Here is a 25,174-nt window from a genome sequence, read left to right on the forward strand (position 1 = left end):
TGAAGCATTTTTGACCTATAAAATCAATCAAAAAATGAACTTTAGTTATTCTCTTTTATTTTTCGTAGTCCTTTTTATCGGAAAATCATCATTTGCACAGCAGGAAATTTCTGGTCTTGTTACCGATAAAAAAAAGCAGCCTATTTCCGGTGCTAATATTTATCTAAAAGGAACTTACGATGGCGCCATTTCAGATGAAAATGGTCATTTTAATTTCACTTCAGAAAAAACCGGAACGCAAACGCTAGTTATTTCATTTCTTTCTTTCGAAACCAAAGAGATTTCAGGAGAAATAAATAGCTTCAAAAACCTCCAAATTCAGCTTTCCGAAAAATTTGATGCTTTGGAAGCCGTGGTAATTAATGCCGGGAATTTTGAAGCAGGAACAACTTCAGAAGCTTCAGTTTTAAAACCTTTGGATATCGTGACCACAGCAGGGAGCGTGGGAAACATTATCACTGCTTTAGAGACTTTACCCGGGACGCAAAGTGTGGGTGAAGATGGGCGTTTATTTGTTCGCGGCGGTGATGCCAGTGAAACCCAAACTTTTGTAGACGGACTGCGAGTAGGGCAGCCTTACAACGCTTCAGTTAGAAATATCCCTTCCAGAGGTCGATTTTCACCTTATTTATTTAAAGGAATGTCGTTTTCTACCGGTGGTTACAGTGCTGAATACGGTAATGCTTTATCTAGCGTTTTAGTAATGGATACCCAGGATGAAGCTGAAGAAGATAATACTGAACTTAGTTTTATGAGTTTGGGGCTTGGGATTGGAAAAACCAAAAACTGGGAAAAAAGCTCGATTACACTTAATGCCAGTTACGCTAATCTTGGCCCGTATCAATCCTTAATTGATCAAAACATCACATTCCATAAACCTTTCCAGTCTATAGCGGGTGAAGCGGTTTTTAGAAATCAATTCGAAAACGGACTTTTAAAGGTATATACTGCTTACGATCATTCTTCTTTTAATGTTGAGCAGCCTATCTACGGAAGCACCCAAACGGTAGATCTAAAAAACAATAATTTTTACATGAATTCTTCTTACGTTCATTCTTTAGGGAATAAATGGCATTTATTTGGCGGAATTAGCTACGGAAACAGCAAAAATGATATTAATTTATTTGCTGAAGAAGGTGAAGAAATGATTGATGATACTGAAAATAGTTTTCATTTAAAGACTAAACTAAGCAAAAGATTTACCGATAAGATAAAACTGAATTTTGGAGCAGAATATTTTAATACCAATTTTAAACAATCTTACCAATCTGAAGCAATAGAATTTAAACCAAATTATACTTCTGGATTATTTTCAGTGTTTACAGAAACAAACATTTTCTTTAGCCAGAATCTTGCCGCAAAAGTTGGGTTAAGAGCCACTCAGGATGCGTTGCTGGATGAGGTTTTTGTGAGTCCGCGTTTATCCTTAGCTTATAAAATTGATGAAAATCAACAAATTTCGACTGCTTTTGGAAATTTTAGACAGCAGCCAACTCAGGATTATTTAAAATTCGATCAGGATTTAATTCAGCAAAAAGCTACCCATTATATCCTTAATTACCAATATTCAAAAGCTTCAACCACACTAAAAGCCGAGGCTTATTTTAAAGAATATCGGGATTTATTAACCTATACGGGAGATGAAATTACGTATGATTCTAATTTTGCAAATAATGGCTCGGGTTATGCAAAGGGAATCGATATTTTTTGGCGCGATGGACATTTTAAAAACTTAGATTATTGGATTTCGTATTCGTTTATAGATTCAGAAAGAAAATATCAAAATTATCCAGAGCAGGTTACCCCAAATTTTATTGCAAATCATAATTTATCTGTAGTAAGTAAATATTGGATTCAGTCTTTGCGCAGCCAGGCAGGTCTTACGTATAATTTTAATTCAGGTCGCCCTTATAACAATCCTAATTCCTCACAATTTATGGCATCAAAAAGTAAATCTTACCACAGTTTAAACTTCAATTGGGCCTATTTGTTAAATAAGCAGCAGATTCTTTTTGTATCGGTTTCTAATGTTTTAGGCACCCAAAATATATTTGGATACGAGTATTCGAATACGCCAAATGCTGCAGGAAATTATACCGCAAGAGCAATTAGGCCGGCGGCAGATCGCTTTTTCTTTGTAGGATTCTTTTGGACCATTAGCGATAATAAAAACCGCAATCAATTAGACCAGCTTTAAAAATACAGTTGGGTATCGAAATTCGACGATTCAGCAATCAATTATTTTAAAGCGGATAGTATTTATTCAATTTTACATCAATAAATCAAAAAGCTCGTCAAGTCCGCGAGAAATGAAAATGGACATTTTAAAATTTCGAGATCCGTCTCGGGTAATCAAACCCTCAAAGAGGGATTAAAACAATCAAAAAATGAAAACAATTATTATTTTATTTTTACTTACCGTTTCTGAAGTTATTTCAGCACAGAATTATGAAGAAGCAATGCAAAAAGCAATGCAAACCTGGCAGGAAGGTAATGTAGAAACAGCCAGCGCTATTTTTGAACGTGTTGCAGCGGTTGAGCAGGAAAACTGGTTACCAGATTATTATTTAGGTTTGGTAAATACCACTGCAGCTTTCAGCACAAAAGATAAAAAAGTTTTGGAAGTTCAACTTAAAAAAGCAGAAACTGCATTACAATCTGCTTTGTTAAAAACCGAAGAAAATGCTGAGCTTTTAGTATTGGAAGCCTTAATTTATACGGTTAAGATTACGCAAAACCCTATGGTAAACGGACAAAAATATATGCCGAAAGTAAGCGAAATCTACGCAAAAGCTGAAAAACTGGAACCAAAGAACCCAAGAGTGAAATTCGAAAAAGCACAATTTGAGCTTGGTGGAGCAAAGTTTTTTGGTAGTGATCTAACTCCAATTTGTAAAGAAATTGAAGCCTCTATTGTATTGTTCGATGAGTTTGAAAATGATACGCCATTTTATCCAAACTGGGGAAAAGATCAGGCAGTAGAAGCTTTAAAAAGTTGTAAAAACTAAGCTAGTCTCGATTTAGATGGAATTGTAGTATTTTTAGAAAGCAATAATATTCTTATGAAAACGATTTTAAAAGTATTAAAAATAGGTCTTATAGTTTCTTTACTAGTGATTCTTTTAGATGCGGCCGCAAATAATTTCGAGATTAGAGAAATGAAGAGCTTTAGTACTATTGGAATTTACCTTTTTTATTGCTTTGCCTTAACCATAGTGAACGTTTTATTTTCTATGGCTTTCGAAAAATTTGTTGGCTGGAAAAATACTGGTGTTCGTAAATTATTGCTGTCTACCGGGGGGTCGATATTGGTTACTTTAATCGCCTATTTTTTATGCCGAATGGCACATTTAACTTTAATGGATCCAGTTTATAATGTGTCTGAATTTCTGGCTAATGAAGATCTTGGTAATTATTTATTTCCATTGCTTTTTAGCACCTGTATTTCCCTTTTCTTTCATCTGGTTTACTTTTTTAAAGCTTCCCAGGAAGAAAAGGTTAAAGAACAAAAGATTATTGCAGGAACAGCAACATCAAGATTCGACGCTCTTAAAAATCAATTAGATCCTCATTTTCTTTTTAATAGTTTAAATGTATTAAGCTCTCTGATAGATGAAGATCCAGATATGGCACAAAAATTTACCGGCTCACTTTCTAAAGTTTATCGCTATGTTTTAGAACAAAAAAGCAAAGAACTGGTAACGGTAGAGGAGGAGCTAAAATTTGCCAAAGTGTATATGAATCTTTTAAAAATGCGTTTTGAGGATTCTATCATTTATAATTTTCCTGAAAAGTTAACGAATCCTGATGCTAAGGTGGTTCCGCTTTCGCTTCAGTTATTATTAGAAAATACGGTAAAACACAATAAAATAACACCAGCTTCTCCCTTGGTAATCACTATTTACGAGGCAGATAATGTTTTGGTAGTGAAGAATAACCTTCAGCCCAAAGAAATTTTGAAAAGTGGAAGCGGTGTAGGACTTGTAAATATCAAAGAACGATACAGTTTACTTACCAATCGAACCATGGAAATCATTAAAACTGAAGATGAATTTATGGTACGTCTCCCATTATTAACCAAACAAACTAACCAGGTAAAACCTGTAAAAATTGAAAAAATGGAAATCATCGAAAATAAAAGCTATCTAAACGCAAAAGAACAGGTAAAAAAAGAAAAGGAGTTTTATGGAAACTTAACTTCGTATTGCATCGTAATCCCAGTATTAGCTGTTTTTAATTATCTAACAACAGGTTTCTTATGGGTTATCTTCCCGGCTTTAGGTTGGGGAATAGGACTGTTATTTCACGGTCTTGCAGCTTTCAATTATAGTCCGTTTTTAGGAAGAGATTGGGAAGAACGCAAGATTAAAGAACTAATGAACAAAGAAGACTAAATCATCGATCATGAAAAATTCAGAAGAAAAATATATAGAAGCACGTAAAAAAGTGCAAAAAATGAAGGATTTTTATACGCACTTAATGGTGTTCATCGTAGTAAATCTCTTTTTATTCGGAATAAACTGGTACACTATCGATCTACAATATCCCTGGTTTTTATGGGTTCTATTTGGCTGGGGAATAGGATTGGCTTTCGATTATTTAAAAGCTTTTGATAAAAACCCAATGTTTAATAAAGATTGGGAAGAGCGCAAGATAAATGAGTATATGAATAAAGATCAGCAGCAGGATCAGCAACGCTGGGAATAATAAGTAGTGATGAAAATAGTAATTGTTGAAGACGAAAAGCCTGCCGCCAGGCGATTAAACCGCTTATTAAATAAAAAAGGATTAGAGGTAGAAATTATGCTTCACTCGGTAGCCGAGGGGATTGCGTGGTTTTCTGAAAATGAGCATCCAGATCTTATATTTTTAGATATTCAGCTTAGTGACGGGTTATCTTTTGAGATTTTTGAGAGCGTTAAGGTGAAAAGTGCTATCATTTTCACTACCGCTTATGATGAATATGCTTTAAAAGCCTTTAAGCTGAATAGTGTAGATTATTTACTGAAACCGATCGATGACGAGGAATTGGATGAAGCTATTGAAAAGTTTGAAGAAACTTATCAGTCAAAATCTGTAAAATTAAATGTAGACGATTTTAGAAGTCTGCTTAATTTTTCTGCTACCAATAATTACAAATCTCGATTTACTATTCAGGTTGGGCAACATTTAAAGATTATTGATGTAGATGATATTGTATGTTTTTATTCTGAAAATAAAGCAACATATATTCAAAATAATGAAGGTAGGGGATATTTGATGGATGTTTCTTTAGAGCAACTGGAAAAAGAACTGGATCCAGAAAAGTTCTTCAGAATTAATAGAAAGTGTATCGTTCATCTAAAAGCAATTAAAGATATTATTTCCTATACAAATTCCAGGTTAGAATTAAAACTCTTCAATTTCAACGAATTTCAGGTTATTGTTAGTCGTGAACGTGTAAAGGATTTCAAGAACTGGATTTCCTAGAACTTATGATATTACAAAAAAAATGTTAAAATTCAAATTTTAGAAAACCAAAGAAAACCTGTTTTCGTAAGTATGGTATAAAGGCTTCTAAAAAGCCTTTTACTTGAATCGTTTTTTTTGGTCGAATTTCTGATTTGAGTTTTTGATTTTTTTTGGTTGGTTAGAGTGAAAGGCTTGTTTTTACAAGCCTTTCAGTTTGCTCAAAACTACTGAGTTTACTACTAACACCTATGAAAAAAGCCCTGCATTTGCAGGGCTTTTTAATTAACTAATTATTTAAACTTTATGGTGCGGCTACAGTACCTAATACATAAAGTTGCTCCATTGTTGGAGATTCGCTACCACCTTCAGGCTCTAAAGTAATACCAAATGCTTCAGATTCGTTGGCGTTTTGTAATGCGAAAATTTTGTTTTCATCTTCAGCAAAGCCATCTAAAAGACCTATGCTTGTTGGTGTTAGTGGCTGCATAGTTAAAGACCATACCTGGTAAACCATTCCTCTTGGAGGTTCTGGTAAGCCAAGCGCATCGATATATGCTGTATTATCTGAATCGTTCCAGTATACAGTTGCATAGGCATCAGGTGCTACGCCCTGGCCTTGTAATGGGATTCTGGAAATATCATTACCTCTAATTGCTGCCAGAATTTGTTTAGCATTTTCAGCATCTGCTCTAATATCTGCAATTTGCTGTTCTATGATACTATTTTTAGTTTCTGCTTCTGTAAGTGACCTTCTAAGCGCAGTATTTTGTTGGAATAGGAAGAATAAGCCTATTAGTAATACTAAACTTGCAGCCCAGCCAATATATGCCACCCATTTTGTACGTCGCGTACTTTCTGGGCTTAAACTTCTTACCGGTGTTCGCGGCCTTAATTTAGATTTTAATGAAGCTAATAATGCTTCGGGATTATAAGGTGCAACACCAATTGCGAGCTTTTGCAGCGCATCTTCTATTTCTTCAACTTCCTTTTCAACTTCAGGATGCTCTTTAAGCATGGCAGTAACTTCGCGACTTTCAGTTTCGCTAAGGGCGCCATATACATAAAGCTCTAAAATTCCAGATGATATGTAATCTTCTATTTCAGCCATTAGTTTCCTACGATTTCTCTTAATTTGTTAATACAAGCCCTGTTTCTGGTTTTAACCGTGCCCAGTGGCATTTCTAATTCTTCAGCGGTTTCTTGTTGTGTATATCCTTTGAAAAATAATAGGTCGATTAACTTTTTACAAACAGGCTTAAGAATTTCGATATATTTTTTTAATCCTATTGCGTCTGCAGTTGCACTAAAATTAGTTTTTGATTCTAATATATCTACGAAATTATCTGCGGCAAGGTTTTGTTTTTTGTTTTTAAAACTTTTAGATCGAATTTTATCTATAGATGCGTTTCTAGCAATATTAAGAATCCAGGTAAAAAAACGCCCTTTGGTAGAATCGTAGGATTCGGCATTTTCCCAAATTTTCATAAATACGTCTTGCAAAACCTCTTCAGCGATATCCTTTTCGCCAATAATACTAAATATAATACCGTAAGTACTTTCAGAATAAAGCTGGTAGATACGCTCAAAGGCTTTTTGATTTCCCTTTTGTAGCTCCAGAATTAGGCCATCCTGCTGCATAAATTAATTGGTTAGTTTCTTTAAAAATAGATAAAAAAATAAAAGCAGCTAAATAATTAGCTGCTTTTATTTCGAATATTAGAGGTTTTAGCCTAATATTATTTCATTTCTATAACTCCACATCCTACGCGAGTACCTGCAGCACCAGAAGGTTGAGAAGTAAAGTCGTCTACACCATCGTGAATAATGATAGCTTTACCAACGATATCTTTTGCGTCGTCACCACATCCTATACACCATTCATCTGTAGTAAAAGTGATAGAACCTTTTCCAGAAGAATCAACCTCAAAGTTTCCTATATCTCCTTTGTGGTAACCTTCTTCAGCTCCCCATTTACCGTGAGGCTCGTTAGTTGGATTCCAGTGACCACCAGCAGATGTACCATCTGCAGCAGAACAATCTGCTTTTTGGTGAATGTGGATGGCATGTTGTCCTTCAGAAAGACCTAAAATAGTAGCTTCCATAGTTACCTGACCGTTTTCCTGAGTGAAGATTACTTCTCCAGAAAGGTTACTGTCACTTTTAGGCTCCAGGATTACTTTTAGTTCTTTTACTTCAGAAGATTCAGACTCCATTTCGCTAGATTCAGCGTTCATTTCTGTAGTCTGCTCTTCTAATTCTGTACCTTCACTTTCTTTATTTTCGTTCTTACAACTTGTTATAAAAAGCGTAGCACAAAAAAGTAGAGATAAGCTTATACGTTTCATAAATTTAGTGATTGGTTTTACAATTAATTAGAGCGAATGTACTACGATTATAAACAGAATGCAAGCATTTAAGGCAAGCTTAACACTAGCCAGGCCAATAAAAACAATAGTTTACGGTTGATATTGGTCATTTTAGAAGCAATTTTTTAGCTGAAAAAACAGGTGTTAATTTTAACGAATATTGGCTTTATATCGAATTTTCTAATCTATACCCGAGGTATAAAAAAACCGCACAATTAAGCGCGGTTTAATAGAATTTATTTGATCATCGAGTTGAATGTTGATAGGATTTCTATGGTTCTAAATACCTAAACGACTCGAAAATCATAATTAGTTTAATTCTTTGATTGTTATATTACGAAACCAAACCTCGTGACCGTGATCCTGCAAAGCAATATGCCCCGATTTAGATTTGCCAAATCGTTCCCAATCTGCAAATTTCGAATTTTTTACTAGTTCTTCCCATCCATCTCCTTCTACTGGAAATTCTACAATGGTAACTCCGTTTTGAGTTACAGATCCTTCATTGGCTTTATGATCTATTTTTAGAACTACATTATTCCATTCTCCAACTGGTTTTGTAACATTTTCTGATGGTTCAACCATATCATATAATGCGCCAGAGTGGCGGTTAGGACCATTTTTACCATCAGGATGTTTTTCATTATCCAACACCTGAATTTCAGGTCCCGTTAAATAAGGTTCCCCTAAATCTGCATCTTCTACAACAGCCCACATAAATCCGCTATTTCCTCCTTCAGAAATTTTCCATTCCATAGAAAGTTCAAAATCAGTATAGGCTTCTTTGGTAATAAGGTTTTCACTTTGATTTCTTCCTTCCTTCGGAACAAAATGCAAGGTACCATCACTTAAAGTCCATTGAGTTATTGAATCACGATTATAGCCTTTCCAGTTTTCATTAATATCTCCTTTGGTAAGGTCTTTCCAATCACTGTTTGCGGTTGGTTTACCGGTAACGACTATTTCTTCGTTTTCGGCTTTATTTTCTGAAGTTTCAGATTCCTGATTTTTGCAGCTAATCGTTGTTACGGCAGCTGCCATTAGAACTAATCCTAATTTTTTCATTTGCGGTTGGGTTAAGGTTAAAATTATTCGAGAAAATAGTTCTCGATTTTATTGGCTCCGCCAAAGGGTATAATACCCCGAGGCTTGCTTCGAAATAAAGATTTATTTTTAATGAATGCCTTATGGGTTTGCCCCAGGGTGCTTTATTGATTTTGAATACTTATTTTAATCCCAGGATTTTCTTAAGACGATCTTCATTAATTTCGGATCCTGCAAAATCGTCGAATTTTTTCTGGGTGGCTTCAATGATATGACTTTGGATAAAAGGCGCGCCTTCTTTAGCGCCCTGCTCTGGTGATTTTATACAACATTCCCATTCCATCACAGCCCAAACATCACAACCATATTGTGTTAGTTTAGAGAAAATAGTTTTAAAATCTACATGCCCGTCGCCAGGATGGCGGTATCTTCCGGCTCGGTCTACCCAATCGTTATATCCACCAAAACTTCCTTTTTTTCCGGTAGGATTAAATTCAGCATCTTTAACATGAAACATTTTAATGAATTCATAATAATGGTCGATATACGTTAGATAATCTAATTGTTGAAGCACAAAATGACTTGGATCGTATAAAAGGTTTACTCTTTTATGATTATTGGTTTCAGCTAAAAAACGCTCAAATGTATCACCATCATGTAAATCTTCACCTGGATGAATTTCGTAGCAAAGATCTACTCCGTTTTCATCAAAAACATCTAAAATAGGTAACCAGCGATTTGCTAGTTCTTTAAAACCAAGTTCTACAAGACCATCTGGTCGTTGCGGCCATGGGTGAGCAGTATGCCATAAAAGCGAACCACTAAATGTTCCATGTACATCTAAACCAAAATTTCTACTGGCTTTAGCTGCACTTTTTAGTTGTTGTACAGCCCATTGCGTTCTGGCTTTTGGGTTTCCTTTATATTCATCTGGAGCAAAATTATCAAACATAATATCGTAAGCTGGATGCACAGCCACTAATTGCCCCTGTAAATGAGTACAAAGTTCGGTAATTTCTAATCCGTAAGATTCAACTTTTCCTTTAAGCTCATCGCAGTAGGTTTTACTTTCTCCGGCTTTTTCCAGATCGATCAAAGCCGATTCCCAGGTTGGGATCTGTATTCCTTTATATCCTAAATCTGCAGCCCATTGGCAAAGTCCGTCCAAACTATTAAATGGAGCTTTAGAATCCATAAACTGAGCTAAATAAACTGCAGGTCCTTTTATTGTTTTCATTAGTTGGTATTTTTTCAGATTATTCGTCTATGCTTGTCCAAACATTACCATTTTTATGGCTTTCTACGGCCTTTTCGATAAAGTTCATTCCGCGTAAACCATCTGTAATTGTTGGATATTCGCCATCAAAAGCATCTACTCCTAATATCGCTTTTGCTACGCCATGATAAATATTCCCCATAGAATCGAAAATACCTTCAGGGTGTCCTGGTGGTAATTTTGTTCCGCTTAAAGAAAAATCGCTATTATAAGCATGTCCCGGTTTTAAGACCTGCAAAGGTTTATTTTCTTCTAATAAATAAAGATAATTAGGATTTTCCTGCTCCCATTTTATTCCGGCTTTATCGCCATAAACTTTTACAGTAAAGTTGTTTTCCTCACCGGTAGCGATCTGGCTTGCTCTAAGTACTCCTTTTACCTTATCTTCAAACCTTAGTAAAACAGTACCATCAATATCCATTTGGTTATCATCGTAAAGATAATTAAGGTCTGCCAGGATCTTTTTCACCTCCATACCAGTAACATATTCAATCATATCGTAGGCATGTGTACCAATATCACCAATACAACAGCTAATTCCAGATTTTTCTGGATCTAAACGCCAAATGGTATTTCGCTGTTCTTTATCGTGGATTATTGGATTTATCCATCCCTGATAATATTGAACATCGATCTTTTGAATTTTACCCAATTTTCCTGAAGTGATCATTTCACGCATTTGGCGTACCATTGGATATCCCGTGTAAGTATAAGTCACCGCAAAAACTTTTCCTGCTTTATCTGAAGCTTCTTTTAGAATTTTAGCTTCCTCTAGAGTAGTGGTCATTGGTTTTTCACAAATCACGTGAAAGCCACCTTCTACAAGTTGCTTCGCCATAGGAAAATGGAGAAAGTTAGGGGTAAGTACAGATACTACCTGAATCCTATCTTCTTCTGGTAGTTTATTTTCCTGTTCTATAAATTCATCTAGATTGGCATAGATACGATCTGTACCAATACCAAGTTCTTCAGCAAATTTTAAACTTTCATTGATGTCTGTATTAAATACCCCACCGGCAACTTCAAATTTATCGAACATTGAAGATGCAACACGATGTAAAACACCAATTAATGAATCACCGCCACCACCAAGGATGCCCAGTTTAATTTTCTTTCCCATTTTATTTTTTAATTTTTATTCTGAGTATTCAACCTTTTCATTGCGGAAAAAGATAGCAAAAACAATCATCACCACAAAAGCAAAACCAGCTGGTACGATCCAGATATTAGACCAATTGTGAGTGCCATCTGCATTAAGATACATATCACTAATTTGTCCTGCTACCCAAAAACCAATTAACATTCCAACTCCATAAGTAGCTAGTGTGATTAATCCCTGCGCTGCACTTTTAATTTTTGGTCCTGCTTTAGAATCGGTATAGATCTGCCCTGATACAAAGAAGAAATCGTAGCAGATACCGTGTAAAGCAATTCCTAAGTAAAGCATAAATACTAATTCGTCTGCATTTCCATAAGCGAATAATAGGTATCGTATGGTCCATGCCAGCATTCCTGCAATAAGCGTAATTTTAAATCCATACCTTTTGAAGAAAAAAGGAATAAGCAATAAAAATAAAGCTTCTGAAACCTGTCCTATGGCCATTTTAGCGGTAGGAGAGCCCATACCAACTTCAGCTAAAAATGGATTTGCATTTTGATAATAAAAGGCAAGTGGAATACAGATCAATATTGAAGATAAAAAGAACATAAAAAAGTTTCTGTTCTTTAATAATCCTATAGCTTCTAATCCTAAAATATCTTTGATCGTTATTTTTTCACCTTTTCCTGAAGGCGGAGTTTTAGGTAAGCTAAAGCTAAATAAGCCTAAAAATGCTGAAGCGATTGCTACCATTAAAAACGTGTTTTTAAGCATACCTTCAGCTCTTGCAGCTTCAGAATCCCATGCAAAAACAAAACTTATCACTAAACCAGAGATAATCCAACCTATCGTTCCAAAAACCCTAACATTAGAAAATTCTTTTGAAGGATCTTTCATTTGTGCAAAAGAAATTGAATTAACCAGTGCCAGTGTTGGCATGTAAAGGATCATATAACTAAGCACATAAGGATAAAAACTTCCGAAGTCTACAGAGCTGTACATCATGTACATTAAAACAGCACCAATTAAATGAAGCACTCCTAAAATTCGTTCAGCATTAAAAAATCTATCGGCAATTAGCCCAATTATAAACGGAGCGATAATGGCACCCCAGGATTGTGTTGAAAAAGCCATTGCGGTTTCTGCTCCTGTGGCTTGCAGATTATCTGCTAAAAAGGTTCCAAGAGTTACAAACCAACCACCCCAAATGAAAAATTCTAAGAACATCATTAGGGATAATTGAAATCTTACCAGTTTCTTCATAGTGTGTAGTAATGTTTAAAGCTGCTTAGCTTCGTTAAGTAATAATTCCTTAGTTTTTAAAATTCCTTCTTCAGGTTCTAAACCGGTGCCTTCGTATTCTACACCAATCCAACCTTTGTAGCCAGAATCTTTCACAATTTTCAAAATTCTGCCAATATCCAAAGTTGTTTCTTTTCCATTTTCATCAAACTCGTAAGTTTTTGCACTTACCGCTTTGGCAAAAGGAATCATTTCTTCGACTCCCTGATAAACCGGATATTCTTCGATACATTCTGTACCCCACATTTTACCGTCTTTTCTTTTTAGGCAGAAATTACCAAAATCTGGTAGTGTTCCACAGTTTGGTAGATCTACTTCTTCCATTACTTCAGCTATTAACTTTCCGTTACTGGATAAGCCACCATGATTTTCAACCAAGACATTAATTTTTTGGGTAGAAGCATAATTGGATATTTCTGTAAGCCCTTTTACCGCATTGCTTTTCCATTCAGCCTCGTTATTACTTCCAAATAAATTTACCCTAATAGCATGACAACCTAAAAATTTTGCGGCATCAACCCAACGTTTATGTTTTTCTACAGCATCTGCTCTTTCAGTATCATCGTTTGCGGCTAGATCACCTTCACCATCTACCATGATAAGCACATTTTTAACATCAAACTCTTCACTTTTTGCTTTTAAAGTGTCTAAAAGTTGAGAGAAAGCAGCTTCTGGATCTTCAGAATTTCGATATTTATCAAAATAAAGCTGATTTACATATTCAATACCATTAAATCCTAATTCTTTTGCTTTTTCAGCAAAATCTACAGGATCTAATTCACCTTCGTGAATAGGTTTCTCTAAAGACCATTGGGCTAAACTCAATTTAAAGAAAGGCTCATTGCTTTCAGTAGAATCAATGGCTGCGGAGCTATCGTCTTTATTTTCAGCTTCTTTGTTTTTACAGGAAAGCAGTAATAAATTAAAGACAATTACCCCCAAAATTAAGATGCGAAATCGGGATAATTTTTTATTCATAGAATGTGTTAATATGTTTAAAAAAAATGTGAGATTAATTTTTTTAGCGTCATAAATGTATAGTTTTTTTCAAAGATGTGAAATTATACGCAATAATTTATATATTTGAGAAGATTCGATTATCAAATTATTAACCAATAACATTACCGTGAGCAAAAGTTATTACGAAAACGATACCTATGACGCCATTGTGGTAGGAACAGGTATTAGCGGGGGATGGGCCGCAAAAGAATTATGTGAGAAGGGATTTAAAACCCTAGTATTAGAAAGAGGTCGTATGGTAGAACATGTAAAAGACTATCCTACGATGAATGATGATCCATGGGATTATAAATTTAAAGGGCAGCAAACCCGTGAAGAAGCTGCGCGCCAGCAAAAACAGGCACGTACAGGATATACCACAAATAAAGCCAGTGCACACTGGTTTGTAGATGATATAGATCATCCATATAACGAGACTAAAAGGTTTGATTGGATGCGTGGATATCATGTTGGTGGGCGTTCGATTATGTGGGGACGCCATAGCTATCGTTTAAGTGATTTAGATTTTGGAGCAAATAAAAAAGATGGTGTAGCCGTAGATTGGCCTATTCGTTATAAAGATATCGCTCCCTGGTATGATTATGTAGAATCCTTTATTGGAGTAAGTGGGCGTAAAGAAGGACTTTCTCAATTACCAGATGGAAATTTTCTTCCACCAATGGATCTTAACTGTGTAGAGGAACATGTAAGAGAAAGAATTGCAGAAAATTTTGATGGGCGTGTATTAACGGCAGGACGAGTAGCACATATTACGGGAGATAAAAAATTTGAAGGACGTTCTAACTGCCAATTTAGAAACCGTTGTGTAAGAGGTTGTCCTTATGGAGGATACTTTAGTAGCCCTTCGTCTACCTTGCCAGCTGCAAGTAAGACTAATAATATGACGTTAAGACCATTTTCTATTGTAAGTGAGGTTTTATACGATCCAGATACTAAAGAAGCTACAGGTGTTAAAGTAATCGATACTGAAACCAAAGAGGAAATGGTATTTAAAGCCAATGTAATTTTCCTTTGTGCATCAGCCATTGCTTCAACCAGTATTTTAATGCAATCTAAATCTGATAGATTTCCTGATGGTTTAGGAAATGATAGTGGTGAGTTAGGACATAATGTTATGGACCATCACTTCCAGGTAGGAGCTTCTGGTAAATTTGACGGATTTGAAGATTCTTATTATAAAGGAAGAAAACCAAACGGAATTTATCTTCCGCGTTTTAGAAACTTAACAGATAATGAAGGTCTGGATTTTATTAGAGGTTATGGTTACCAGGGTGGTGCTAGCCGTGGAGACTGGCAAGAAGCCGTTGCCGAGCTTGGTTATGGTAAAGAACTAAAAGAAGCAATTGTTAAGCCAGGTGGTTGGACAATGGGACTTTTAGCTTTTGGAGAATGTCTTCCTTACCACGAAAATAAAATGACTTTAGATTATGATAAGTTAGATAAATGGGGATTACCAACAGTTACTTTTGATGCCGAGTTTAAAGATAACGAGCTTAAAATGCGTAAGGATATGAAAGAACAGGCAATCGCCATGCTAGAAAAAGCAGGTTGTCGTGACATTTCTTCTTACGATAATCTTGGAGCTCCTGGTCTTGGAATTCATGAAATGGGAACTGCAAGAATGGGACGTGATCCTAAAACTTCGGTTTTAAATGGTAATAACCAGGTTCACACAGTGAAAAACGTATATGTTACAGATGGTTCTTTTATGACGTCTTCTGGATGCCAAAACCCTTCATTAACATATATGGCGATGACTGCCAGAGCAGCAGATCATGCTTCAAAAAACTTTAAAAATTCGTCTAACGCATAAACCAAAATCATGAATAGAAGACAAGCCTTAAGAAATATAGGATTAGGAGCTGGAGTGATGGTCGTTGGGCCAAGTACCTTAAGCTTACTGCAAAGTTGTAAAAGCGAGCCTTCTTACGATTGGCAGCCTACATATTTAACTGCATCAAATGGTTTTATTCTGAAAGAAGTTTTAGATATTATTCTTCCTAAAACAGATACTGCTGGTGCAAGTGAATTAAATATTGCTGAATTTATCGATTCTTATATGGCTGAAGTAGCTCCAGAATCTCAGCAAAATGATTTTAAAAAATCTGCAGATGCATTTGCCGGTGCTTTTGAAAAAGAATTCGATAAAGATCCAGGAAACGGTACTCCGGAAGAATTTGATAAAATTATTGCTAAATATCTAAAAGCTACTCCTGAAGAGAAAGAGAGCTTTAGACCAAAACGAAATACTGAAAGCCAGGATCCCCAGGATCAATCTCCTGAAGAAGAATTAGAAATGAACCATGATTCTGGTGCTCTTGCATATTTAGAGTCTGTAAGAGATATGGGAATTTGGGCCTGGAAAACAAGCGAACAAATTGGTGAAAACGTACTTTGGTACGATCCAATTCCAGGAGAATATGTTCCTTGTGGCAGTGTTGAAGAATTTGGTGGCGGTAAAGCAATGTCGCTTTAAAATCTAAATTACTTCAATCTAAAACTGTTTATAAGCAAAAATTGGAGTATATTGTTAGAAGTTAATTTATCTGAGTAAATTGACTTGAGAATTACTAATTATCCGGAAAAAAGCTGTCTTCTAAAAAAAGACAGCTTTTTTTATTGAATCTTGGTATTTTATTTTTCTGAAAAATAATCGGTTTAAGAATTTCAGGAAAGTGCAAAAAAAAAGAAATAAACACTTAGCTGAAATTCGATATTTTCAGCAATAATTTTTTCTGAAAATTTTATCTAACTAAGGTATAAATATCGGTTTTCCATTCTATAGAATTTCCTCCCATTTCAGGATTGTCATTAAAAACCTCTAAAACCTGCTCACTAAGTTGTAAACCTTTGGATTTGGCGTAATCCTGTAGCTTATACCAGCCGTAATGCGTAAAAAGGTAATTTCCGTTAAAAACTACATGCATCGCATTAAATGATGGTAGTGTTTTTAGCTTGATTTTGTCGCTTTCTGGTAATCCTTCTTTTTTAATGATAGGAAAGCAAAAATCAAACTTAATTTCATTGGTTTCTTTATCCCAATTTTTAACCAAAACTCTAGGTTTGGCTGGCATTTCTAAATCATGTTCTAAAATATAATCTGATAAATAACCAATATTGGTCATCATAAGCATTGCTTTTTGTTGCAGCTGTCCTTTTAAACTAATGCATGCACAATCTGTTTTAGGAGCTTTTGCTTCGCCAATAATTTCGATACTGTAATTGCTCTTATCTTCTTCAAGCGATTTTCTAATAATTTCGAGCTCTTTTTTAAGGCTGTCCTGTTCTTTAATTTTACCAATAAGCAACGAAAATCGGCTGGAAATAACATCTTCTGGATGGCTAACAACGGCTTTTATTTTGTTAACCGAATCATTTAGCCTGTTAATTTCCCAATCGATAATTAAAGATTTATCGTTAAAATTGAGTTTATGCTTTACCTGTTTGTTTAAGTTTTCGTCTATAATTTCAGCATTAGAAAAACTAGAATATCTCCAATGTTGTATTTTTTCATAAATGATTCCGCTTGGGGTAGTAGTGGTAAAAGCAATGCTATAATCGTAGGGTTTCACTGCAAAATACCAAATAGAAATACCAACTAAGCCTACTATAAATAGTCCTAAAAGTACTTTCTTCATTAGTTACAAAGCTTTTACATTTAAGGTCTTAATCACATTTTGTCCCAATAGTATTCCCTGATCTAAGCCATTTTCTATAGCCGAGCGATAATGAATACCACCATAAAGCCTGCTTAGAGCCGCTTCTTTAGCTGCGTTTCTAAAAGAGGTGTATTCTCTTTCGGGTAATCCATAACGCACTTCAGTGTCGTCTAAAAACTGAAATTGATCTCCAAATAGCTGGGTTAAAACTTCAGCAGAAGCACCACTTACCACAGAATGTCCACTAGTGTATTCTGGAAATGGTGGTGTTTGTAAAACAGGCTTCCATAGGTCGTCGATAAACTTATTGATAAGCGTTTCTGGACGAACCAAATTACTACGGTATTTCTCATCCCAGCAGCTTATAAAAGCGTCGGCGATTCCCATACTGGTAGTTGTGTAAGCATAAACGGTTTTATCAAAGTCGAGATTAGCCTTTTTACAGGCAATTTTTGTAATACCAATCCAGTGGCCTCCCGGAGTAATTTTTTTGGTAGCAAACATTAAATGTCCGCGCTGTGTAGAAACATAAGGATTACAATCCCAAAATTTAGCGATAGACATCTCTTCAGATTTGTTTCCGGTTTCATCCATTAGGTTCCGCACTTCGTAAACCTCCATCAATTCTTTGTGAAAATCAGATCCTTCTTCCATAGAAAATTCAGGATGAGGTTCTGGCTTAAATTGTGAAGCTGAATCTAAAGTGAAAGGTCTAATTTTCATCCAATGTGGTTCTATTCCATCCATATAGGTTGGGGGAGTAGGTTGCCATCGCGAAACATCTTCAGTATATACCGAAAATTTAGGCATCGTGCGCGTTTCTTTGTAATTGTCTTTATCGATCCATTTCTTAAAAGCATCGGCAACCTGCATTCCGTAGGCTTCAGAATTTGTAAAAATCTCTTCATTATTTTCTTTCCAGCTTACAAATAAGCTATCCCTGTAATTGGTAATTTCAGCTTCAGAAAAAATAAGCGTTTTACCAATTTCCAACTGTGCGATTAAGGCCGCCATTCTGTAATCGATAGCTTTGGTTGTATCTAATACAGGTATAGAAATATCTGCATTTATCTTTTTTGTTAGTGATTCGAATTCGGGATTATGCTGCGCTACGATCTCGTAAGCAGCAAGATTAGAATACGAATAAATTCGGCTTGCTACCGGTGGCGAGAAAATGTCGTGCACCATAATGTTGGTAATTTGGTCTAGAGAGGCGTGATAATCTGAAGCGTTAATAACTACCGCTCCCGCATTAGTATTTTTATCGTCTGCACAGCCACTAAGAATTGCTATACTTAAAAGTAATATTAGAGCTTTTCTCATGCTTAGTTAAGTTTATAAACTTCTGGTTTGTTGTTGTTATAGGTTACTAGCAAATAATCCTGATCTGCAAAATTTAAAATATCAAGACTAATTACTGCTTTTTGTGTAAAATTAATACCAAGATCTTTGGCTTCGATATAAGTGTCGACAGATTGCAGGATACTGCCGGCGAGTTGATCGAATTTGCCGTGGTATGGTATGGTTCCAAAATAATTACCGCCAATTAGCATTTCGGTTTTACCGTCTTCATTAAAGTCATGCTCTAAAAATGCTGTTATTGGCGAAATTTGCAACGGATTTTTAAACTCTTTAAAACTGAAGTTTCCATCTTTATTTAAAAGATATCCTGAAGCTAATGTTTTAACCTTCAAGATCTCAGCTTTTTCCAGCTGTTCCTTATCGAAAATTTCTTCGATGCTTTTTCCAGCAAAACTTTTATAATTGGGGAACTTTTTGCGCAGATAAGACAATTGTCCTACCAGCATATCTAAACCATTTACGGGATAATATTTGCCGTTTTTCTCCTGGGCGAGAATGGTTTCTGTGCTTCCGTTGTTATCAAAATCAAGATAATATATTTTAAGCGGATTTTCCCTGTTTGCATTCAGTTTTGTGTTTAGTCCCCAGTTTCCTAACAGGTAATCTTTATCGCCATCGCCATCAATATCAAATTCAGCGATACTTTGCCATAAACCTTTTAAACCAGTTTCAATTTTGTAAGGTTTAAGCTTTCCGTTTTGATTTTCGAAGAATTTTGGCGCCATCCATTCGCCAACAACAATAAGATCTATTTGGCCATCATTATTAAAATCTGTCCAAATCGCATCGGTAATCATTCCTATCTCACCAAGTTCATTTTCTTTATCAATACTGAAATTTCCATTCTCATTTTTCAATAAAAATGACTGCGGAATTTTCCCAAAATCGTTAGAAACCGCTGCACCGCCAATAAACAAATCTAAATAACCGTCATTATCATAATCGGCCGCTTTTACAACACTTCCGTTTTCAAAATACTCTGGGAAATCAGTTTTGCTGAAGTTATTTTTCTTCTGAAGATACAAACGATCCAATAAAGCTTTGTTCTCGCCATAATATTCGCCGCCGCCAGAGACTACCAACAGATCGTTTTCACCATTATTGTCAAAATCTTCAATAACTGCAGAAACATCTTCGGAACGCATGTCTTCCTCTAAAGCCGAAATTGTTTGTTTTTCGAAGCCATTTTTGGTTTGAAAATAGGTGGCAGAATTAGCGAATTTTGCACTTCCGAAGAAAATATCATCTTTCCCATCGCCATTAATATCTTTTACCACCACCGCGGGACCACGATCTGAAATTTGATACGGAATTAGTTTTTGGCGATCAAAATCCTGATAGCGATTTTCTCTGTGCTCGTAATCTAAACCGGGTAAAGAATCAACCTTTGTAAACCAGGCTTTTTTCTTCGGAAACAAATTTGCATAATTTACTTTTTCAAGATCTTCTGCCAGTTTTATGTAAAGCCTTTGCCCTAAATCGATATTCGATAATTTCTGAATAGAATTATCTGGCCAGATCACCAAAAGCGAATCGATTTTTGAAGCATCTGGAAAACCAAAATGTAAAATCGCTTCAGAAGCCGATTGAAATCCGCGTGTGGTAAATAATTGTTTTACCTGTCGTTTACTATTTTGATAAACAATCGCTTTACTACCAATCGCCTGAATATTCGGGTTTTTATATTCCAGTTTTATTTTCAGGTAATTTTGATTGTTTTCAGCTATTCGGTTTTCATAAATTCTTGCCGGTGCATTGATATTATTGGTCACAATATCCAAATCACCATCATTATCGAGATCAGCATAAGCAGAACCAGTACTCATAATGCTATCTTTTGAAATCCAGGCACCAGAAAGATCCTTAAAATTTAAGTTTTCGTTTCCTTTGAAAATTCGGTTGGTAACCGCGCCAGAAGGCATCATTTCGATTGCTTTTTTATCGATTTTGTTTCCCTGGCTTAGTTCTTTTTGAATCTGATTATTCGAGACATATTTTATATAATCGTAATCATTAGGGCGTTTTGGAATTCCGGTAGAAATAAAAACATCCTGATGTCCATCCAGATCATAATCTGCAAACAATGCGCTCCAGCTCCAATCTGTAGCGGCAAGTCCGCTAATTAATCCCAAATCCTGAAAGTACTCACCACCCTGATTTATTTGCAGCATATTTCGACTAAACTGCTCGTGATAATGTAGGCGTTCACTTTTCATTTTATGAATATCTGGCGAGTCGTCGCCCATGCTCGCTTTTATCACTTTTTCATCATCAGGGAGCATATCTAAAGTGAGAATATCCAAAAAGCCGTCGTTATTAACATCGGCTGCATCGCTTCCCATCGAGAACCTGCTGGTATGCCCAAATTTAGATTTCAGGCTTTCAGTAAATGTACCGTCACCATTATTCATGTAATAAAAATCATCTTCATGAAAGTCGTTACTTATATAAATATCAGTAAAACCATCGTTATTAAAATCGGCTGTAGCAATGCCAAGACCGTATCCGTTCGGGCCACCATAAATTCCGGCTTCTTCACTAACATCGGTAAAGTGACCGCCATCGTTCCTTAACAGTTTATCGCCACTTTTGTCGCTTCGTTTTTCTCGAATTTCAGCAGGGCCGTAGGTGTTTACGGTATGCACGGCATGATTCAGTAAATACATATCCAGATCACCGTCGTTATCGTAATCAAAAAAAGCAACATTGGTACTATAATTCTGAAAATCTAAACCATAATCAGCCGCTTTTTCGGTAAAAGTTCCGTCGCCATTATTGATAAAAAGCTCATTTTTTCCTTTTAATCCATTAATACCCACAACGGCGCAAACATAAATATCTAAAAGTCCGTCGCCATTAATATCGATAATCGCTGTACCGGTATTCCAATCTGAATTTCCCGCAACTCCGGCGGTTTCAGTAATGTCTTCAAATCGCAGGTTTCCTTTATTCAGAAATAATTTATTTGGAACCTGGTTTCCTGTAAGAAAAATATCGGGTAAGCTATCGTTATTGATATCGCCAATCGCCACGCCGCCACCATTATAGTAATACAGGTAATCTAAAATGTTTAGACTATCGGTTTCGCTTAAGGTGTTGCTAAAATCAAGATTGGTGATTTTAGCATCTAATTCTTTAAAAAGGGGAGGAGTGGCAGGTTCCTGAACTTCTTTTCCGTTCTTAGAACAGGCCGCTAAAACAGCAAAAATGAATATGTAGCAAAGCTTTTTCATTACTGAAGTTTGTACAATTGCGGTTTCTCGTCGTTAATTCCTACCAATAAGCACTTTTCGCCTTTTTTATTCTGAATTATTTTAAGATCCCGAACCTGACCTTTAAAGAATAAGCCTGTTTTTTCTGAAGTTTCAGCTTTAAAACTACCATAGCCATCGTTGATTAAAACAAGACCATAATTTGCATCTAATCTTGAAAATTGAGGTTTTAGATCGTAATCATTTCCTGCAATAATAATATCTAGATTGCCGTCATTATTAATATCCATGGTTTCGATGGCGTGGATAGAACTAAACTGTGCCTGCGCCGGCATTTCCTGAATTTCAAAATTTCCATCACCTTTATTTATCGCGATAATGCTTTTAAAACTGCTAATTTCTTTAACTAGGGCTTTGTCTAAAACCTCTTTAGAAAATAACTGATCGATAGATTTTGTCGCGTATTCAGCGAATTTTAGGTTTTGTTTTTTTACTGAAGAAATCTGGCCAGAAAGTTCTCTTCGTAAATGAATAGGCACATCTTTTCCGTTTATGGTACGGGTAAAAATTTGCTCGGTTGTACCGTTATTATCAAAATCGCTGATGTAAACTTTTACAGGATCTTCTTTACTGGCGTTGTAAAAAGAATTAGTGCCACGATTACCCAAAATTAGATCTGGTAGCCCGTCTTTATTAAGATCTGCAACTTTCATGCTATTCCACGCTCCAGCATATTCGCTAAGATTAGAGGTTTTTGGGTTTAATTTTTTATCCTGAATTTTAAAAATGTTAGGAGCCATCCAATCGCCGGTAAGGATAAGTTCTGTCGTACCATCATTGTCGATATCTACCCAACTTGCATCGGTAATCATGCCAATATCGTCTAAAATAGAAGTATCTAAAGCGTTGAATTTCCCATTTCCAGCATTTCTTAATAATTGATGAGTTGGATTTACACCATAAACTCCCGGAACGCTTCGATAACCTATAAATAGATCGGTTTTTCCATCTTTATCAAAATCATTTGCAGCGATAACAGCCGCATTTTGATCATTTATGGGTAAAGCAGAATCAGTTTTGCTGAAATTTCCTTTTCCGTCATTTAAATAAATTCTGGTTTCGTATTGCTCTTTTTCAGCATAAATATTATTTCCGCCAGAAATTAAGATTAGATCTTTAAAATCATCATTATTAATATCGGTAAAAATCGCGCCGGTTTCTTCAAAAACCTTGGATTCTTCAGTTTCGTCTAAAATTCGTTGTGAAAATTTCCCGTTAGCTTGCTGAATATAAACTACGCCCGACTGGTTTCGTGCTCCGGCTATATAAAAATCATCATTTCCATCGTTATTTACATCATCAACTGCGATTGCAGGACCTTCCCGAGAGAGCATCTTATTTATAAGGCCTTCATAATCATAATCGATATAATTATCTTCTTGATGCGCGGTAAAATCGGTATCAATTTCTTTAAAATATTGGCTGGATTTCAGCTCTGGAAAATTAAATTCTTCAGCTTCATCTTGGTTAAAAACCACAAGCTCATTAATGCTAATATTGGTCTTTAAGGAAGCGGTTTTATTTGGCCAGATTACACGAATGGAATCAATTTTTTTAGTTGTTCCCAAGCCAAAAGTTAAATTGTAATCTGCGGAAGACTGAAAACCACGAGTAGGAATAAGCTGCTGTGTTAATTGATTATCTTCTGTAAAAACCGTTACTTTACTGCCAATGGCGAAGGTGTTTTTATCGTTTCCTTTAAGCTGAATCTTCGTATAATTATGATCTCGTTTTATGTTGGTTTCGTTACGGTAAACAAATAATTCCATATTTACATTATTCACGATAAGATCTAAATCACCATCATTATCCAAATCACCATAAGCTGAACCATTGGAAAAACTTGGCGTATCAAATCCCCAATCTTCAGTCGCATCAGAAAAACTTAGGTCGGCATTATTTTTAAAAGCATAATTAGGAATAGGAGTGCTGGGCATTTCGTTCAATATAGAATCGAATTCCTTCTTTTGCCCGGTAATCACCATATCCTGAAGAATATCGTTGGCAAAGAAATCCATAAAATCCTGGTTGGTAAGGTCATGGTAGATCCCGTTACTTACATAAATATCTTTAAATCCATCGTTATCCATATCGAAGATTAGTGCGCCCCAACTCCAATCTGTTTGTGCCACACCACTATAAAAAGCAATTTCTGAAAAGCTATTGTTTCCATTATTTAACTGAAGACTGTTTTGCATGTACTGATGAAAGAAATCGCGATCTTCCTTTAATTTGTGTAGATCATAACGTTCAAATTCACTGGTGTTTTTTAAACGTTCATCACTTTCAGGAAGCATATCGGTTACGAAAATTTCTGGTAAACCATCGTTGTTAATATCGGCCATATCGGCTCCCATCGAAGACATACTAAGGTGCGCCACCTGATTTTTGATGTCTTCACTAAAAGTCCCATCACCATTATTAATGTATAGATAGTCACGCTCGTAAAAGTCGTTCGAAACGTAAATATCTGGTAACATATCATTGTTTACATCACCCAGGGTAACTCCAAGTCCAAAACCAATAAGACTACCAAAAATACCGGCTTCTTCGCTAACATCGGTAAATTTACCATCGTCGTTTCGTAACAATTTATCGCCACCACCTTTAAAAACTTCAGGCAAGTCCCAATCTTTACCTCTTAGTTCTCTTTTATTATTGTAACCTAAGCTTGAAACCGGGATAAAACTGTTATTCAGGATGTATACATCTAAATCGCCATCAAGATCGTAGTCAAAAAATGCAGCGTGGGTTGTAAAACCATCTTCATCTAAATTGTATTCTGAAGCAGCCTCGGTAAATGTTAGATCACCATTATTTATAAAAAGTTCATTTCTTCGATCGTCACCTTCAATGTTTCCAGCGTTAGAAACATAAATATCTAATAAACCATCGTTGTTGATGTCTACCATAGTAACTCCGGTAGACCATGATCTGTCTCCCTGAGTTCCTGAAGTTGCTGATATATCTTCAAATTTAAAGTCTCCCTTATTAAGATAAAGTTTGTTTTTTCCCATGTTTGAAGTTAGATAAACATCGGGAAGACCATCGTTGTTAATATCGCCAATACCAACACCGGCACCGTTGTAGAAATTACGATATCTGAAAATATTAAATTCTTTTTCGTTTTTTACCTGATTGATGAAAGAAATGCCGGTAGAATCTGCAGGCATTGCTGTAAACAAGAAATCTTTAGGTGCTTCTGGTTTTTCCTGTTTATTCTTATTACAGCTGAATAAAATTGAAAATACCAGTGCTAAGCCAAAATAATTGTAGAAACCTGAAATTGATGATAATTTTTTCATTGTTGGGGTACGCTGATT

Annotated in this window: 19 protein-coding genes; 7 read left to right on the forward strand and 12 right to left on the reverse strand. The window is 35.7% G+C overall.

The features are described 5' to 3' along the window. Positions 1-34 precede the first annotated feature (34 nt). The 5 genes from IIF7_RS10135 (at position 35) to IIF7_RS10155 (ending at position 5,469) form a co-directional block, all read left to right on the forward strand. Entirely contained in the window at positions 35-2,197 is a 2,163-nt protein-coding gene (locus IIF7_RS10135) for a TonB-dependent receptor (protein WP_084841570.1), read from the forward strand. A 190-nt stretch (positions 2,198-2,387) separates the two neighbouring features. Further along, entirely contained in the window at positions 2,388-3,008 is a 621-nt protein-coding gene (locus IIF7_RS10140; protein WP_084841571.1) for a hypothetical protein, read from the forward strand. Between the two features lie 54 nt (positions 3,009-3,062). Further along, positions 3,063-4,394: a 2TM domain-containing protein gene (locus IIF7_RS10145; protein ID WP_084841572.1), complete on the forward strand. Its 1,332-nt coding sequence runs from the start codon at positions 3,063-3,065 to the stop codon at positions 4,392-4,394. 10 nt (positions 4,395-4,404) lie between these two features. Then, positions 4,405-4,707: a 2TM domain-containing protein gene (locus IIF7_RS10150; protein ID WP_084841573.1), complete on the forward strand. Its 303-nt coding sequence runs from the start codon at positions 4,405-4,407 to the stop codon at positions 4,705-4,707. A 9-nt stretch (positions 4,708-4,716) separates the two neighbouring features. Continuing rightward, complete coding sequence (locus IIF7_RS10155) at positions 4,717-5,469, forward strand: LytR/AlgR family response regulator transcription factor (RefSeq protein WP_084841574.1); 753 nt, start codon at positions 4,717-4,719, stop codon at positions 5,467-5,469. 283 nt (positions 5,470-5,752) lie between these two features. On the opposite strand, the gene IIF7_RS10160 is transcribed toward IIF7_RS10155, so the two are convergent. The 8 genes from IIF7_RS10160 to IIF7_RS10195 all read right to left on the reverse strand — a co-directional run bounded on the left by IIF7_RS10160 (position 5,753) and on the right by IIF7_RS10195 (position 13,516). Further along, on the reverse strand, positions 5,753-6,559 hold the full coding sequence (locus tag IIF7_RS10160; protein ID WP_084841575.1) for an anti-sigma factor: 807 nt from the start codon (positions 6,557-6,559) through the stop codon (positions 5,753-5,755). After that, positions 6,559-7,089 (reverse strand): RNA polymerase sigma factor, encoded by a 531-nt coding sequence (locus tag IIF7_RS10165; RefSeq protein ID WP_084841576.1) that lies wholly within the window; start codon positions 7,087-7,089, stop codon positions 6,559-6,561. The genes IIF7_RS10160 and IIF7_RS10165 overlap by 1 nt, the downstream gene beginning before the upstream one ends. Before the next feature lie 98 nt (positions 7,090-7,187). After that, positions 7,188-7,796 (reverse strand): superoxide dismutase family protein, encoded by a 609-nt coding sequence (locus IIF7_RS10170; RefSeq protein WP_084841577.1) that lies wholly within the window; start codon positions 7,794-7,796, stop codon positions 7,188-7,190. Between the two features lie 330 nt (positions 7,797-8,126). After that, positions 8,127-8,882 carry a 3-keto-disaccharide hydrolase gene (locus tag IIF7_RS10175; RefSeq protein WP_084841578.1) on the reverse strand — a complete coding sequence of 252 codons (756 nt, stop codon included), beginning with the start codon at positions 8,880-8,882 and terminating at the stop codon, positions 8,127-8,129. A 160-nt stretch (positions 8,883-9,042) separates the two neighbouring features. After that, positions 9,043-10,098 carry a sugar phosphate isomerase/epimerase family protein gene (locus IIF7_RS10180; protein ID WP_084841579.1) on the reverse strand — a complete coding sequence of 352 codons (1,056 nt, stop codon included), beginning with the start codon at positions 10,096-10,098 and terminating at the stop codon, positions 9,043-9,045. Between the two features lie 19 nt (positions 10,099-10,117). Further along, entirely contained in the window at positions 10,118-11,257 is a 1,140-nt protein-coding gene (locus IIF7_RS10185) for a Gfo/Idh/MocA family protein (protein WP_084841580.1), read from the reverse strand. A 15-nt stretch (positions 11,258-11,272) separates the two neighbouring features. Further along, positions 11,273-12,499, reverse strand: a complete 1,227-nt coding sequence (locus IIF7_RS10190; protein ID WP_084841581.1) for a nucleoside permease — start codon at positions 12,497-12,499, stop codon at positions 11,273-11,275. Positions 12,500-12,514: 15 nt separating this feature from the next. Continuing rightward, positions 12,515-13,516, reverse strand: coding sequence for a sugar phosphate isomerase/epimerase family protein (locus IIF7_RS10195; RefSeq protein ID WP_084841582.1), 1,002 nt, complete (start codon positions 13,514-13,516; stop codon positions 12,515-12,517). Between the two features lie 148 nt (positions 13,517-13,664). Between IIF7_RS10195 and IIF7_RS10200 the strand changes: the two genes are divergently transcribed. Further along, on the forward strand, positions 13,665-15,371 hold the full coding sequence (locus IIF7_RS10200) for a GMC oxidoreductase (protein ID WP_084841583.1): 1,707 nt from the start codon (positions 13,665-13,667) through the stop codon (positions 15,369-15,371). 9 nt (positions 15,372-15,380) lie between these two features. Beyond that, positions 15,381-16,034 carry a gluconate 2-dehydrogenase subunit 3 family protein gene (locus tag IIF7_RS10205; protein ID WP_084841584.1) on the forward strand — a complete coding sequence of 218 codons (654 nt, stop codon included), beginning with the start codon at positions 15,381-15,383 and terminating at the stop codon, positions 16,032-16,034. A 268-nt stretch (positions 16,035-16,302) separates the two neighbouring features. On the opposite strand, the gene IIF7_RS10210 is transcribed toward IIF7_RS10205, so the two are convergent. From IIF7_RS10210 to IIF7_RS10225, 4 genes are read right to left on the reverse strand one after another with little or no spacing between them, the layout of a single operon-like run. Then, positions 16,303-17,196, reverse strand: a complete 894-nt coding sequence (locus tag IIF7_RS10210; protein ID WP_084841585.1) for a hypothetical protein — start codon at positions 17,194-17,196, stop codon at positions 16,303-16,305. Between the two features lie 3 nt (positions 17,197-17,199). After that, positions 17,200-18,540, reverse strand: a complete 1,341-nt coding sequence (locus tag IIF7_RS10215; RefSeq protein ID WP_084841586.1) for a vanadium-dependent haloperoxidase — start codon at positions 18,538-18,540, stop codon at positions 17,200-17,202. 2 nt (positions 18,541-18,542) lie between these two features. Beyond that, positions 18,543-21,812 carry a VCBS repeat-containing protein gene (locus IIF7_RS10220; protein ID WP_084841587.1) on the reverse strand — a complete coding sequence of 1,090 codons (3,270 nt, stop codon included), beginning with the start codon at positions 21,810-21,812 and terminating at the stop codon, positions 18,543-18,545. Next, complete coding sequence (locus IIF7_RS10225; RefSeq protein WP_084841588.1) at positions 21,812-25,156, reverse strand: VCBS repeat-containing protein; 3,345 nt, start codon at positions 25,154-25,156, stop codon at positions 21,812-21,814. Before IIF7_RS10225 ends, IIF7_RS10220 begins: the two co-directional genes overlap by 1 nt. Positions 25,157-25,174 lie beyond the last annotated feature (18 nt).

It is taken from the genome of Zunongwangia atlantica 22II14-10F7, from assembly GCF_002094855.1.
Taxonomy (GTDB): Bacteria; Bacteroidota; Bacteroidia; order Flavobacteriales; family Flavobacteriaceae; genus Zunongwangia; species Zunongwangia atlantica.